General features: G+C 51.8%; 15 protein-coding genes (1 of these 15 cut by a window edge). All 15 read right to left on the bottom strand.

What is annotated here, in order from left to right; translation table 11 throughout:
• Positions 1-51 precede the first annotated feature (51 nt).
• A complete protein-coding gene (hisJ, locus tag LDO05_RS01035; protein ID WP_251377049.1) occupies positions 52-876 on the bottom strand; it encodes a histidinol-phosphatase HisJ in 825 nt (274 codons plus the stop codon).
• Between the two features lie 17 nt (positions 877-893).
• Entirely contained in the window at positions 894-1592 is a 699-nt protein-coding gene (gene hisIE, locus LDO05_RS01030) for a bifunctional phosphoribosyl-AMP cyclohydrolase/phosphoribosyl-ATP diphosphatase HisIE (protein ID WP_251377048.1), read from the bottom strand.
• Positions 1589-2347, bottom strand: coding sequence for an imidazole glycerol phosphate synthase subunit HisF (gene hisF / locus LDO05_RS01025; protein WP_251377047.1), 759 nt, complete (start codon positions 2345-2347; stop codon positions 1589-1591). Before hisF ends, hisIE begins: the two co-directional genes overlap by 4 nt.
• A gap of 184 nt (positions 2348-2531) precedes the next feature.
• Positions 2532-3266, bottom strand: a complete 735-nt coding sequence (gene hisA, locus LDO05_RS01020) for a 1-(5-phosphoribosyl)-5-[(5-phosphoribosylamino)methylideneamino]imidazole-4-carboxamide isomerase (RefSeq protein WP_251377046.1) — start codon at positions 3264-3266, stop codon at positions 2532-2534.
• Positions 3267-3646: 380 nt separating this feature from the next.
• The gene (gene hisH / locus LDO05_RS01015; protein WP_251377045.1) at positions 3647-4273 is read right to left on the bottom strand and encodes an imidazole glycerol phosphate synthase subunit HisH; all 627 of its coding nucleotides are present in this window, start codon (positions 4271-4273) and stop codon (positions 3647-3649) included.
• A 3-nt stretch (positions 4274-4276) separates the two neighbouring features.
• The gene (gene hisB, locus LDO05_RS01010; RefSeq protein WP_251377044.1) at positions 4277-4894 is read right to left on the bottom strand and encodes an imidazoleglycerol-phosphate dehydratase HisB; all 618 of its coding nucleotides are present in this window, start codon (positions 4892-4894) and stop codon (positions 4277-4279) included.
• Positions 4895-4897: 3 nt separating this feature from the next.
• Positions 4898-6205 carry a histidinol dehydrogenase gene (gene hisD, locus LDO05_RS01005; protein ID WP_251377043.1) on the bottom strand — a complete coding sequence of 436 codons (1308 nt, stop codon included), beginning with the start codon at positions 6203-6205 and terminating at the stop codon, positions 4898-4900.
• Positions 6206-6232: 27 nt separating this feature from the next.
• Positions 6233-6859 (bottom strand): ATP phosphoribosyltransferase, encoded by a 627-nt coding sequence (gene hisG, locus LDO05_RS01000; RefSeq protein ID WP_251377042.1) that lies wholly within the window; start codon positions 6857-6859, stop codon positions 6233-6235.
• A 41-nt stretch (positions 6860-6900) separates the two neighbouring features.
• Positions 6901-8076, bottom strand: coding sequence for an ATP phosphoribosyltransferase regulatory subunit (locus tag LDO05_RS00995; protein ID WP_251377041.1), 1176 nt, complete (start codon positions 8074-8076; stop codon positions 6901-6903).
• 402 nt (positions 8077-8478) lie between these two features.
• Positions 8479-8976 (bottom strand): acyltransferase, encoded by a 498-nt coding sequence (locus LDO05_RS00990; RefSeq protein WP_251377040.1) that lies wholly within the window; start codon positions 8974-8976, stop codon positions 8479-8481.
• On the bottom strand, positions 8976-9629 hold the full coding sequence (gene ppaX, locus LDO05_RS00985) for a pyrophosphatase PpaX (protein ID WP_251377039.1): 654 nt from the start codon (positions 9627-9629) through the stop codon (positions 8976-8978). The genes LDO05_RS00990 and ppaX overlap by 1 nt, the downstream gene beginning before the upstream one ends.
• Before the next feature lie 62 nt (positions 9630-9691).
• Positions 9692-10699, bottom strand: coding sequence for a prolipoprotein diacylglyceryl transferase (gene lgt, locus LDO05_RS00980; RefSeq protein WP_251377038.1), 1008 nt, complete (start codon positions 10697-10699; stop codon positions 9692-9694).
• Positions 10700-10711: 12 nt separating this feature from the next.
• Positions 10712-11653 carry an HPr(Ser) kinase/phosphatase gene (hprK, locus tag LDO05_RS00975; protein ID WP_251377037.1) on the bottom strand — a complete coding sequence of 314 codons (942 nt, stop codon included), beginning with the start codon at positions 11651-11653 and terminating at the stop codon, positions 10712-10714.
• 690 nt (positions 11654-12343) lie between these two features.
• Positions 12344-13465 carry an ABC transporter ATP-binding protein gene (locus LDO05_RS00970; protein WP_251377036.1) on the bottom strand — a complete coding sequence of 374 codons (1122 nt, stop codon included), beginning with the start codon at positions 13463-13465 and terminating at the stop codon, positions 12344-12346.
• A 204-nt stretch (positions 13466-13669) separates the two neighbouring features.
• On the bottom strand, positions 13670-14606 hold the 3' portion of the coding sequence (locus tag LDO05_RS00965) for a PucR family transcriptional regulator (protein WP_251377035.1). It continues 185 nt past the right edge of the window; 937 of the gene's 1122 nt are visible here — the last part of the coding sequence; its start codon lies off the right edge, out of view; it ends in the stop codon at positions 13670-13672.

Here is a 14606-nt window from a genome sequence, read left to right as displayed (position 1 = left end):
ATTCAGGATTGCATTCTTTCCAGCGCGGCTCATAACCTGTTCTTATCGTAATTATATCTCCAGCGGAATCATCGTTCTGCGGCGGCCTTCAAAGGTCGCCAGCTCACGGAATCCAACTTCATACAGCGTCCTGCGGGCTTGATCCAGATTCTCGCTCAGCTTCTTCGGATCATGGGCATCCGAGCCCACAGTCAGCGGAATTCCCGCTGCATAGGCGCGTTCAAGCATGCGTCGGCTGGGGAACATCTCGGCACAGGCTTTAGCCAGCCCTGAAGCATTAAGCTCCATGGCCACGCCTGCTTCACGAACAGCTTCCAGTGCCGCATTCTCCAGCTGAATCACTTCATTCTCCAGCTCAGGTGCCGGCTTGTATCCGAACCGCTTGATCACATCAAGATGCCCCATAATATCGTAGAACCCGGTTCGGGCGGCCTTCTGTACAGCATCATAATACTGTCTGTACACGGACAAGATGTCCTTGCCATCCCAGTTATGTGTCTGACGGAAGTCTGAGATGTCCCATTCCCCGAGAAAATGAACCGATCCGATCACATAATCCCATGGGTAAGCATTCACAATCTGCTCAATGTCGGCTTCCCAACCTTCGATATAGTCGCCTTCCAGGCCAACACGCACCTCAATCTGCCCCCGGTACTTCTCCTTGAGCAGGAAGCATTCCTCCACATAGCGGGGAAGCTCCTCCATAGCCATGGCCATCTCAGGGTAATACTCGGCAGGGTTCACATGCAGAAGCGGCATATGGTCGGAGAGCCCGAGCTGGGACAAGCCGATCTCTATGCCCCGCTGCACATATTCCTCTAGCTCGCCCACGGCATGTCCGCAGCGGACATGATGGGTATGATAATCAATCAGCACGGCGCTTTCCTCCCGCTCTAGTCGCGGCGTGGACGCTCGTGACGGCGATCCAGCTCGCTCATAATATCGTCCAGCGGAAGGTTCCGCTCCCGCAGCAGTACGAGTAAATGGTAGATTAGATCGCTGACTTCAAGACGAAGCTCATCATTATCGCCATTCTTGGCGGCAATGATAGCTTCGGCGGCCTCTTCGCCGACTTTTTTCAGAATCTTATCAATGCCCTTCTCGAACAAATACGTAGTATATGCGCCTTCTGGACGTTCCTCATGGCGGTCCTTGATGATCTGCTCCAATTCACCAAGCACCTCGAAGCGGCTGGCGGAGGCAGCAGTGGAGACCACAGCGTCATCTGCGCTCTGCACACCGGCTGCCGAACGATAGAAGCAGTTATCCTCTCCCGTATGGCAGGCTGGTCCGCTGCGTCTCACCAGAACAAGTAGAGTATCTCCGTCACAATCATAACGAAGATCCGTAATGCGCTGGGTGTTGCCTGAAGTTGCACCTTTGTGCCACAGCTCTTCGCGGGAGCGGCTCCAGAACCAGGTATCTCCCGTTACGATCGACTTCTGGAGTGATTCGCTGTTCATGTACGCCACCATAAGCACATCTTTGCTGTCCGCATCCTGCACTACAGCAGGCACGAGCCCTTGGGCATCCCATTTGATCACTTCTTGCAGTTTGGCAAGAGGAAGCCGTTGTTCTAAAGATTGACTCATCGTATCTCCACCCCTCTAACTTTCAAATCTGTCTTCAAATCCTGAACAGCAATTTCCTTATAATGAAAAATCGTAGCCGCAAGCGCAGCATCCGCCTTGCCTTCAGTAAATACATCATAGAAATGCTCTTTGTTCCCGGCTCCGCCTGAGGCAATCACCGGAATCCCGATCAGGCTGCTTACCGCCTGGGTGAGGGGCAGATCGAATCCGTCCTTTGTTCCGTCCGCATCCATACTGGTCAGCAGAATTTCACCTGCACCGCGCAGCTCAGCAACCTTCACCCATTCCAGTGCGCGGATACCCGTTGACTTGCGCCCGCCGTGCGTGTACACTTCCCATTCTCCCCAAGCCTCATTGTACTTGGCGTCTACAGCCACAACAATACACTGGGAACCGAAGCGGCGCGCTCCCTCCGAGATCAGAGCCGGATTCACGATTGCCGCCGTGTTAATGCCAATCTTGTCCGCGCCCGCACGAAGAATACGCTTCATATCATCGACATGGGAGATCCCGCCGCCCACAGTGAATGGGATCGAGATCTCGCCCGCAGTCTGCCGAACGACTTCAATCATCGTGGCCCGGCCTTCATTCGAAGCGGAGATGTCCAGGAACACAAGCTCATCGGCACCTTCCCGGTCATACAGCGCCGCGAGCTCTACCGGATCTCCAGCATCCCGGAGGTTCACAAAATTAACGCCCTTCACTACCCGTCCGTCCTTCACATCCAGACAAGGTATAATCCGCTTAGTAAGCATTACTTCTCTTCCTTTCCTCTGAGGCCTGATAGTTCAGGCCCCTTAGGTATCATATAAATTCAAATTACAGCATAGTCAAAAGAACCAAGGCGAACCAGTTATTTTGTTCCTTGTTCTTACGCGGCGTATATACAGCCTGTGCTCCAGTGAACGGCCTTTTTCATACTGTATATACGCCTAATAGTTAGGATTTCAGTGCCTGGATGGCTTTGGCCAGATCCACGCTGCCGGTGTACAGAGCCTTGCCGACAATCGCTCCGCCTACGCCCTGATCTGCATGAGCCGCCAGCTTAATCAGATCTTCCTGTACAGTGACGCCGCCTGAGGCGATTACCGTTCGGCCGGATGCCTCAGCAAGCGCGCGGATCGCTTCTACATTCGGCCCCTGCATCATGCCGTCCCGGGAGATATCGGTGAAGATGAACGTCTCGGCACCTTTTGCCGCCAATTCCTTCGCCAGCACCTCAGCCTGAACCTCAGAGGTCTCAAGCCAGCCGCGTGTAGCTACGAAGCCATTACGGGCGTCAATTCCAATGGCGACCTTGTCTCCATACTGTCCGAGCACGCTTTCCGTGAACTCACGGTCTTCAATCGCCGCAGTTCCAAGAATCAGACGGCTCACGCCAAGACCCAGCAGGCGTTCCACGTCGGCTAATGTACGAATTCCGCCCCCTACCTGCACAGGAACCTGCACACTGCGGGCGATCTCGCCGATCAGCTTGTCATTCACCGGATGCCCGGCTTTTGCCCCATCCAGATCCACCAGGTGGATGAATTCCCCGCCCTGAACCTCCCAGGACTTGGCAACCTCTACCGGATTGTCGTTATAGATCGTCTCACGGGCATAATCCCCCTGCACCAGACGTACACACTTGCCATCCCGGATATCAATAGCCGGATAAATGATAAAAGAAGACATTTACTTCTCCCCCTGCTCTATATGGTTAAACACATCTATTTCTCATGCCTTGTCCGTAACCTGCGCAGCCAGCCTATAAGAAGCCTAAGGCCGGCCTCCCGGCATCTAAGGTCGTACTCTACAATCAATCTCAGCCTGGATATCAGCCATTCCAGCCCTTAAGCAGGCAAGCCGCCCTGCGGCGGCTAAGCTTGCTTCATCTTCATCCCTAAAATGCTGCGCTGCGTGCTGTCGCCTAATTGCTGCGGCTCTGTATGCTCTTAAGAGCTCCACAGCAGTGCATAGACTCTTCTGATTCCTGCTGCGCTGCATGCTGTTCCACCCAGACTCGCCTGGGAACAAAGCCGCCTGGACTTAAGCCGCTTCCTTCATATCAGCAATCAGACCTGCTTCGCTCCCTCGGCAAGCTTAAGGAAGCTGCGGAGCAGCGACATGCCCATCTCTCCGCTCTTCTCCGGGTGAAACTGCATGCCGTACACATTCCCGTGACCCACAATCGCGGTCACCGGCTGCTCATAGTCCGTTACCGCAAGCAGGTCCTCCTTGCGTGCCGGGAGGGCATGATAAGAGTGCACGAAGTAGACGTGCCCCTCTTCCAATCCATCAAAAAGCGGGCTCGAGGCATTCGTATACTCGAGCTTGTTCCAGCCCATATGCGGCACTTTATAGGTGCCGCCTAAGAACCGGACAACCCGGCCGGGCAGTAAGCCAAGGCCCTGGTGATCGCCGTGCTCCTCGCTCGTGTCGAAGAGGAGCTGCATGCCGAGGCAGATACCGAGCAGCGGCTTGCCGCTGGAAGCCACCTCACGCACCACAGTATCCAGCCCGCTCTCACGAAGGTGCTCCATCGCATCGCCGAAGGCCCCAACCCCTGGCAATAGCACACCGCTGGCATTCATGATAACCGAAGGGTCACCGGTAATCACCGTACTAAAGCCAAGGCGCTCGCAAGCTTTGCTCACACTGTGCAGATTGCCCATTCCATAATCGACAATAGCGATGGTCACGGGTTACAGCACCCCTTTCGTTGACGGTACGCCCGTCACGCGCGGGTCCAGGCTGGTCGCTTCGTCCAGCGCGCGTCCAAGCGCCTTGAACACCGCTTCTATCATATGGTGCGTGTTCTGTCCGTAGTGAACAATAACATGCAGCGTAATCCGCGCTTCCAGCGCCAGCTTCCACAGGAACTCCTGCACCAGCTCCACGTCAAAGCTGCCCACCTGAGCCGATGGATACTGCGCGCGATACTCGAAGTGCGGACGGTTGCTGATATCAATCACAACCTGCGCGAGCGCTTCGTCCATCGGAACGAAGACGCTGGCATACCGCTTGATGCCTCTTTTATCGCCTAAGGCTTCACGTAACGTATGACCCAGACAGATTCCGATATCCTCTACGGTATGGTGATCGTCAATTTCGATGTCACCCTTCGCATCGACCGCCAGATTGAATTGTCCGTGCTTCGTGAACAGATCAAGCATGTGGTTAAGGAACGGCACATCTGTCTCCAGGCGCGATTCCCCGGTTCCGTCTACGGCAAAATTAAGCTTAATATCCGTCTCATTCGTCTTCCGGCTGATGCTCGCCTCGCGCGCACGTGCACCGTTTGACTCGTTTGCTGTTGTCATTATTTATTCGCCTGCCTTTCTATCTGTCTTGGCTTCCTGCTGAAGCCGGATTTCGATGGCCCGGGCATGACCCTCGAGCCCTTCCCGTCTTGCCAGCTCCATAATGGTCTCCCCATTCTCCAGGAGAGCCTGCTTGCTATAGTAGATCATGCTGGATTTCTTAATGAAGTCATCCACATCCACTGGCGAGGAGAATCTCGCTGTGCCGTTGGTCGGAATAATATGATTCGGTCCCGCAAAATAATCCCCTACCGGTTCCGAACTGTACGGACCCAGGAAGATCGCCCCGGCATTCTCCACTAGTCCCAGGTAAGCCATCGGCTCCTCGATCATGAGCTCCAAATGCTCCGGCGCCAGCCGGTTAATCACCTGGATTCCCTCCTCTATGGAATCCACCACCAGGATCACGCCATAGCTGTCTATCGAAGCTGCGGCAATCTCCCGCCGCGGCAGCTCTGCCAGCTGGCGCTGCACCTCAGCTGCGCACGCCTCTGCAAAGTCCGCCGAAGTGGTCACGAGAATGGCCGAGGCCATCTCGTCATGCTCGGCTTGGGACAGCAGGTCGGCGGCCACATAGGCCGCGTTCGCGCTGCCATCGGCCAGCACGGCGATCTCGCTCGGACCAGCCATGCTGTCGATATCGACAGCGCCGTACACCTCGCGCTTCGCCAGCGCGACGAAGATGTTGCCCGGGCCGCAGATCTTGTCCACCGGCTCGATCGTATCGGTGCCGTAGGCCAAGGCTGCGATCGCCTGGGCTCCGCCGACCCGGTAGATTTCGCTTACGCCAGCTTCCGCGGCCGCCACAAGAATATACGGGTCGATGCCCGCCTTGCCGCCTGTAGCCGGCGGCGTGACCATCACGATCTCCGGCACACCTGCAACCTGGGCCGGGATGACGTTCATGAGTACCGAGGAAGGGTAAGCTGCCTTACCGCCAGGGACATACACACCTACGCGCTTCAGCGGGCGAATAATCTGACCCAGAATGCTGCCATCCGGCTGCAGGTCCATCCAGGAATTCCGCTTCTCCTTCTGATGAAAGGCGCGAATGTTAGCCGCAGCTGCGGCAATGGCTTTAACAAAAGAAGGCTCAACCTTCTCGTAAGCCGCCTCCAGCTCTTCCCGTGTGACTCTGAGGTCCGCGGGCTCAAGCTTCATACCGTCAAAGCGCACGGTATAACGCAGAAGCGCGGCATCGCCTTCTTTTTTGATATCAGATACAATTTGCTTCACAGCTTCGTTCTGCTCAGGCGAGCCGTACTCCACTTCACGCCGCAGATCAAATTCCTGTGCTGGTAATATTCTCATCCGCTTATCCTCCTCGTTACTCCTCGCCTACCCGCCTATAACCTTTTGCAGGGCATCGCATACACGCTGAATCTCCGCATTCTTCATCCGGTAGCTAACCCGGTTCGCCACAAGGCGGCTGGTGATCTCGAAGATACTCTCCATCTCCACAAGTCCGTTCTCCCGCAGCGTCTGTCCGGTCTCTACCATGTCCACAATCCGATCCGCTAGCCCAATCAGCGGAGCCAGCTCGATGGATCCGTTCAGCTTGATGACTTCCACCTGCTGACCCTGCTCCCTGAAATATTGGGACGCCACATTCGGATACTTGGTCGCCACGCGCTGCTGAATGCCCGGCTTCCAGTCCGGAAGGGCAATGACAGACATCCGGCAGCGGGCAATCCCGAGATCCAGCAGCTCATACACGTCCCGCTTCTCTTCCATAAGCACATCCTTGCCGACAATCCCGATGTCGGCTACGCCATACTCCACGTAGGTCGGGACATCGACCGGCTTGGCCAGGATGAACTCCATGCCTACCTCCGGCAGCGGAATAACCAGCTTGCGCGTGTCATCCACGTCCAGCGGGATGTTCAGCCCCGCTTCCCGGAATAATGCTGATGCTTTTTTATAAATACGGCCTTTCGGCATCGCTACTTTTATAATTTCAGCCAATTGAGATCAGCCCGCCTCTCTCCAACAATCCTAACCTGTTGTTAATCCACAAAATTTACGATATCCGCGTACTTCTCCGCGGCCTCCTGCACCGTGCGCAGCTCGTCTTCCGTATGAACATGCCGAGTTACAACCGCCTTGCCTTCACTACGCAGCCGTGCGGCTTCCTGAAGAGCTGACTTCCGTCCTTGAGCATTATACTGCACCAGAACAGGCAGCTTTTGCACAGCCTGGATTCCGTTCACACCATCAAGAATCCGGTTCGTCTTAAGCGCAAAGCCCGTTGCCGGAACAGGACGCCCGAACTGCTGAAGCAGGTTGTCATAACGACCGCCGCTGCATACCGGGAATCCAAGCTCTGCCGCATAACCCTCGAAGATAAGTCCTGTGTAATAAGAGAAGTCCCCGATCATCGTAAGATCGATCAGGACGTGCTCAGCCACACCGTAGTCCTCAAGCGCCTCCCAGACCTTGCACAGATGATCGATGGAGTCTTGCGCCAACTTGCTTTGGCTGAGACCACGTGCCTCGCTGCACACCTCCTTGCCGCCGCGAAGACGCAGGATGCCTTTCAGTTCTTCCTTCTGCGCATCAGAGACGGCAAGCTTCGACAAGGATTCCCGGTAACCTACGTAATCCCGCCGGAGAAGCCCCTGCTTGAGCCCTTCGCGGGCTTCCTCATCACCAGGCACCGCTTCTTCCAGCAGCCCATTTAAGAAGCCGACATGCCCAAGGGCAATCTTGAAGGTGGTTACCCCGGCTGCCTGCAAGGAAGCTACCGCAAGAGCCACCACCTCGGCATCCGCTTCGGGTGAATCATCACCCACAAGCTCTACACCAGTCTGGAAGAATTCCGACTCCCGGCCGGCCTCTTCTTCGATCGCCCGGTATACATTCGCATGATAAGACAGACGAATCGGCAGCGGCTCTTCCTTCAATAAAGAGGACACCACACGCGCAATCGGCGCCGTCATATCGGAACGGAGCACCATCGTGGTTCCCCTGTTATTCAGCAGCTTGAACAGCTTCTGATCCGATGTGGAGCTGGCCACACCCACCGTATCGTAATATTCCATTGTAGGCGTCATAATCTGACGATATCCCCAGCCTGACATGCAGTCCAGTACACTGCGCTCAATGGCACGAAGACGTTCTACCGCATACGGCAGATAGTCCCGGACGCCGGCTGGTTTTTCAAATCCCTTCGGTTTAGACAACCTGTTCACCTCATATCAGCTTTCATCATTTATGCTTTATCATGGTACAGTGCTACCATGCTACCAAATTAAAGAATATGGGATAGTTTATCATACTTCAATTATAGCGTCAATCCAGATCTATTCCCCAAAACTTCCCTTTTGAGTATATCGGTAAAAGGCTTTATTTAGCAATTGGCTGTGTTTCTATTTACTCCTATTTTTCACAAAACGATTTCATCTGCTCGCACGCACCAAATCCTACTCGCAGCCGCTCACCATTCCTGTCACTCATTATCCGGGACAAGAGATTCGGCAGCCCATATCTGTCCCAATCCAATAATCTCTAGCTCCACACATAACTTCATGTATGCCAAAAGAGGGTACCGTCCGCTCCAGGACAGTACCCTCATCTGTTCAACCTCAATTCCCCTCCGGATTGTTCCGCTTAAGCACGCGCAGCGGATTCCCGCCCACGAAGCTGCCAGCCTCAACATCCTTATGTACAACCGAGCCTGCGGCTACCACCGCTCCGTCGCCTATAGTGACACCAGGCAGAATCGTTGTGTTGGCTCCAATCAGCACCTCATCCCCAATGACAACGTCACCCAGGCGGTACTCTTTGATCAGATACTCATGGGCCAGAATCGTTGTGTTATAGCCAATTACAGAATTACGTCCGATTGTAATCTTCTCAGGAAAAAACACATCCACCATAACCATCAGCCCAAAGGCTGTTTGCTCGCCCACACTCATCCGCAATAACCGGCGATACATCCAGTTCTTCAGCGGCAGGATTGGACAGTAGCGGGTTAGCTGAATCACAATGAAATTCCAGATGCCTTTCCAAGGACTTACCGTCCGGTACAGCTGCCAAAGCGCATTTGGCCCCTCTACCGGGTAACGGGTTACCTTCCTCACTAGCCTTCAGACTCCATTCCAAGCACGCCGTATAAATCGGTCATGTCATTGAGTATATAGTCGGGGTCATACTTCTTCAGCACTTCGGCACCCTTGAGTGACCAAGCAACCGCTGCGGACCGGACGCCAGCAGCGCGTGCGGATTGCAGGTCAGCCGGGCTGTCGCCCACCATGAGTGTTGTCTCCGGATTCGCACCAAGACGCTCGATCGCCGTAAGGACCGGCTCCGGATGCGGCTTCGGATTCTCCACGTCATTCAAAGTTACAATCTCCTTCATGAACTTCAACAGATCGAAGGTCTCCAGAGCCAGAATTGTTGATGGTCTCATCTTAGTTGTAACGACCCCAAGTGTAATTCCCTCCGTGTGAAGCCTGGAGATTACCTTATGCACATTCGGGAACTCCCTGACCAGCGCGTCATGATGAAGCGCATTGTAAGCTCTATAGTCAGTTACAAGCTCAGCCACATCATCTCTGCCTGTGAACTGCCGGAGCTGCTGCTCCAGCGTCAGCCCCATGTGGGGGATAATCTGCTCCCGGGTAAAGGGAGGCTGAGGATAATGCTTATCCATTACATGAAGGAATGAAGTGATGATCAGCTCATTCGTATTTACAATCGTTCCATCCAAATCAAACAGTACAGTTTCAATCATCTTTTTGGCTACTCCTTCTTATCCTCCGTCTTGATTCTTAGCTTTGTATCTCTATCTAGGCTTTAGTCTTTTTTTCTGCCCTGTGAAGCAGATTCACCGCGTGCTCCAGGCTCAGCCTCAAGCGGCGCTTCCGGTAGGTGATCCTCAGCCGGTGCCTTGGTGGATATAATAGGATCACTATAACGGGCTGCAGCCAGACCAGCTCTACGGCGGTATATGATCAGAATAATGGCTATCACGGTAATAAGAACAGCCAGCAGCTGCGAGATTCTAATGTTCCCATACGCAGGATCCAGCGCGCCAGGCTCGAATCCCATCGCCCTCATGGGTGCCCATAGAGCATCCATGAATGACGCTAACCATTCTGGGCCCTGGAAGGCCAAGCTGTCCGTCCGTACCCGTTCAATGAAGAAACGCCCGATGGAATACCAGATGAAATAGGACAGGAACAGTTCACCCGCACGAAGAAACTTTTGACGGCGCAGCACGAATAGCAGAAGGAGACCCACCAAATTCCATAATGACTCATATAAAAAGGTAGGGTGGTGATAGGTCCCCTGTACATTCATTTGTTCTACAATAAAAGAAGGAAGGTGCAGATGATCCCGCAGGAACGCCTCCGTTGTAGGGCCGCCATAAGCTTCCTGGTTAACGAAATTCCCCCATCTGCCTATAAGCTGGCCGACAATTAGTCCCGGTGCGCAAATGTCTGCGATCCGCCAGAAATTGTACCCTCTACGGCGGACAAAAATGACCGCGCATATAATGGCACCGATCAGTGCCCCGTATATGGCGATGCCGCCCTCCCAGATCTTGAACACATCCAGCGGATGATCCTTGTAATCCTCCCACTTGAAGGCCACAAAGTAAATCCGTGCTCCAATAATCGCGGAGGGAACCCCCAGCAGCACGAGATCCATGAAAAAGTCAGGTGAAATACCAAATCGCTTTCCTTCCCGTATGGCAAGCAGCATGCCAATCAGAGCTGCCGCGCCAAGAATCAGGCCGTACCACCGGATTTGAAGACTCCCAATGGAGAAAGCGACCGGATCTAATAACAACGTCTCCATCCTTACACGCTCCTAGTCCAAATCATCTACATCTTCTGCAATGGTCTCGGTGAGCTTCGTGGTGAACTGCAGGGCTGCGTTATAACCCATACGCTTCAATCTGAAGTTCATTGCCGCTACTTCAATGATAACGGCCAAGTTACGGCCCGGTCTTACCGGAATTGTCGCAAGCGGCACATCCGTATCAATGATCCGGGTGGTCTCTTCATCCAGTCCAAGACGGTCATACTGCTTCTCCTGCTGCCAGGCTTCCAGACGAACCACAAGCGTAATCCTCTTGTTATTCCGGATCGCACCCGCACCGAATAAGGTCATCACATTGATAATCCCGACACCGCGGATCTCCAGCAAATGGCGGATCAATTCAGGAGCTGTTCCATGAAGCTGGTTATCCGAAGTCTGACGAATCTCAACAGCATCATCCGCAATCAGGCGGTGTCCACGTTTGACAAGCTCAAGCGCTGTCTCACTTTTACCAATACCGCTCGAACCCGTGATGAGCATTCCCACCCCATATACATCAACCAGGACACCATGAATCGTTGCTGTAGGTGCAAGCTTACGCTCAAGGAACCCCGTGATCCGGCTGGACAAAATGGTTGTTGCCATATTGCTGCGGAGGATCGGGATCTCCTTTTCCTCACCAATCTGAATCATCTCCTCAGGTACATCCAATCCCCGAGTGATAATGATGCAGGGCGTTATCGGACTCAGACACAGCTTCTCAATCCGGTCCCGGCGCTCCTTCTCTGGAAGCATATGAATAAAAGCCAGTTCAGTCTTACCAAGAATCTGCACCCGCTCTGAGGGGTGATATTCGAAATATCCCGCCAGCTCCAAGCCAGGACGGTATAGATCATCCACAGTGATCGTGCGTTTTAAGCCTTGCTCACCGGAAAGTACTTCTAGCCCAAATTGGTTCACGAGCTCCGATACCTTTACTTTTTTAGCCATACGTGCTCTCCCTTTCTACCTGTCGGCCATCCACTGCAGATATTTAACTCCTTGATCTTGCTCTCAAACCTTTTACTTCTTACTGGTTACTTCTATTCTCAAATGCTTACTTCTTACATCTTACTTCCACCGATTACTTTTTACTTCTTACTCATACCGCTTACTCATGCTTCTTACTCGTACCGATTACTCCTACTGCATACTCACACTGTGTACTCTCAATCCTTGCTCTCTTACTCACACTGTGTGCTCCCAATCCTTACTCTCTTACTCACACTGTGTACTCCCAATCCTTACTCTCTTACTCACACTGTGTACTCCCAATCCTTACTCACACTTCTTACTCTTCCGCTACTCATGCTGCTTACTGGTAGAATAACTTATATACTCATGTTGCGTATCGCCTACGTTATGCTCCTACCTGCCCACATCACGTTCCCTATTGCTATCTCATGCTGCATCTGCTAATCATATTTCTAATGTAAATGCTTACTCATGCTTCCACACTGTATTTATCGTAATGGATATTGCCCGGTAAATCAATCATTGCCCCCTCTTTGACAGAAGACATGAAGTGGCCCCTCGTATGATCTGCGCTTAATTTAAGAATCCTGAATATTGTACATACTTGAAAAGTCCTGCATATTAAAAAAACCGCCCCGAAGGGCGGTTTCGGCTTGATCATACTTCTTAAGAGAAGAATACGTTCAATTCCGATTCTTTATCAAAGATATGAATTTTGTTCATATCAATAGCAAGCTTAACTTTGTCACCTTCACGTGTTCTGGAACGTCCATCTACACGAGCGATTACAGTGTCATTACCAACACCGTTCAAGTGCAGTTGCATCTCGTGACCGATATTCTCAGTCAAGAATACACTTGCGTTGAAGATTGTGTTCGGAGAAGCTTCAAGGAATACAGGCTCTTCGTGAATGTCCTCAGGACGAATACCCATGATAACTTCTTTGCCAAAGTATCCTTTTTCTTTGAGGATCGCTGCTTTGCCTTGCGGGAACTCAACATCAAGACCAGGAGCTTTGAAACGAACTGCTCCATTGGATTCAGCAAGAGTACCTGTAACAAAGTTCATTGTTGGGGAACCAATGAAACCAGCAACAAAGATGTTGCGCGGTTGGTTGTACAGCTCTTCAGGAGAAGCTGCTTGTTGAATAAGGCCATCTTGCATAACTACGATACGGTCACCCATCGTCATTGCTTCGATTTGGTCATGCGTTACGTAGATACAAGTAGTTTCAAGACGTTTAACCAGCTTAGTGATCTCCGCGCGCATTTGGCCACGAAGTTTAGCATCCAAGTTGGAGAGAGGCTCATCCATAAGGAAGACTTGTGGATCACGGACAATCGCACGACCCAAGGCCACACGTTGACGCTGACCACCGGACAACGCTTTAGGTTTGCGCTCAAGAAGGTGAGTAATATCAAGGATTTTTGCTGCTTCACGTACACGTTGGTCGATTTCTTCTTTTTTCACTTTACGAAGCTTCAGACCAAACGCCATATTTTGATATACGTTCATATGTGGATACAATGCGTAGGATTGGAATACCATCGCGATGTCACGGTCTTTAGGTGCCACATCGTTCACAACGCGGTCACCAATGTACAATTTACCTTCAGAGATCTCTTCAAGACCTGCAATCATACGAAGTGTTGTGGACTTACCGCAACCGGAAGGACCTACCAGTACCAGGAATTCCTTGTCCTTAATATCCAAGTTAACGTCAACAACAGTAGCCTTGTCAGCTCCAGCATATTTCTTGTAAATGTGTTCTAAGCGTACACCAGCCATAAGTAATTGCCCCCTAAGCAAAATTTATAATTATATGAAATGAACTCAAGATTGCATACCGGAATTACCTATTCATAAGGTCTCCAATATAATTACGTTAAGTCCTTAAGCTCAATCCATACAGTGAATGTAATCGGATACATTTTATATTCTTATATTAAACTATAGGCCTAGTGACCGCTATACACAAACTGCACAAAAAAGCTATTTTCTTTTCGTCACTTTATACAATAATAGAGTAAGCTTCATAAGAACAGCATCACGGAAGCTTCGAACGTCCAGGCCGGTCTCTTGTTTGATCTTATCCATACGATAAAGCAGGGTATTCCGGTGAATGTATAACCGCTTGGCCGTCTCACTAACATTACAGTCCAGCTGAAAGAAAGTCTCCAGTGTCGATAATGTCTCATTATCCGCAAAAACCGTGGAGCTCGTATGCGGCACGGTCTGTTCAAGAAACCGACGCCGCTGTTCATCCGGGATACTATACACGAGGCGTTCCAAATGTAAGGACCAAGGCAGATGAATATGCTCTGTAAAATGGAACAACCGTCCAAGCTGCAGCGTTTCTCTTAGCAGAGATAATGATGATACCAGTACCTGAACCGGTATAATGGGCTCCAGTACAGCTAAATGCAAGGTTCCCCCCCACTCATTAGAGACGAGTTCATATATGCCCTGGCACAGATCGTACAGCATAGCCCGCTCTGCATCCTGTCCCTCGTCGCTTTCTTCACGAAACCCGTTCAGAAGGGCTTCCCCCACAAGGATCAACCACTCTTTATCCTGCAAAGGAACTAAAGTTACATTACCGTCAAAATAGCTGCGAAGCAGCTTATCTAACTGGACGTAAGAAATTTTATCATGAGACCGGTTCTCGGAGCTAAGCAGAAAAGGCACCATCGTTCCGGTTAAACGTGACTTCAGAACAATGGGATCAGGGATCTCCTCATCTAAGCTGCCATTCTCCAGTTGGGTTTGAAGCCAGCTGCCAAGCTGGGCATTCTGCTCTTGCTCATCCCCTTTGAGCGATAGGGCATGTGTGTCTCTGTCTTCCTGTGCAGCTTCAATGACCAACTCAATTAAATCTCTCTCTGACTCAGAGACTTCAGCAGCATTTACAGCAAGACAAACAACTTTA

This window comes from Paenibacillus sp. YPG26 (assembly GCF_023704175.1).
Lineage (GTDB): Bacteria > Bacillota > Bacilli > Paenibacillales > Paenibacillaceae > Fontibacillus.
This window is presented reverse-complemented; position numbering and strand designations above follow the sequence as displayed.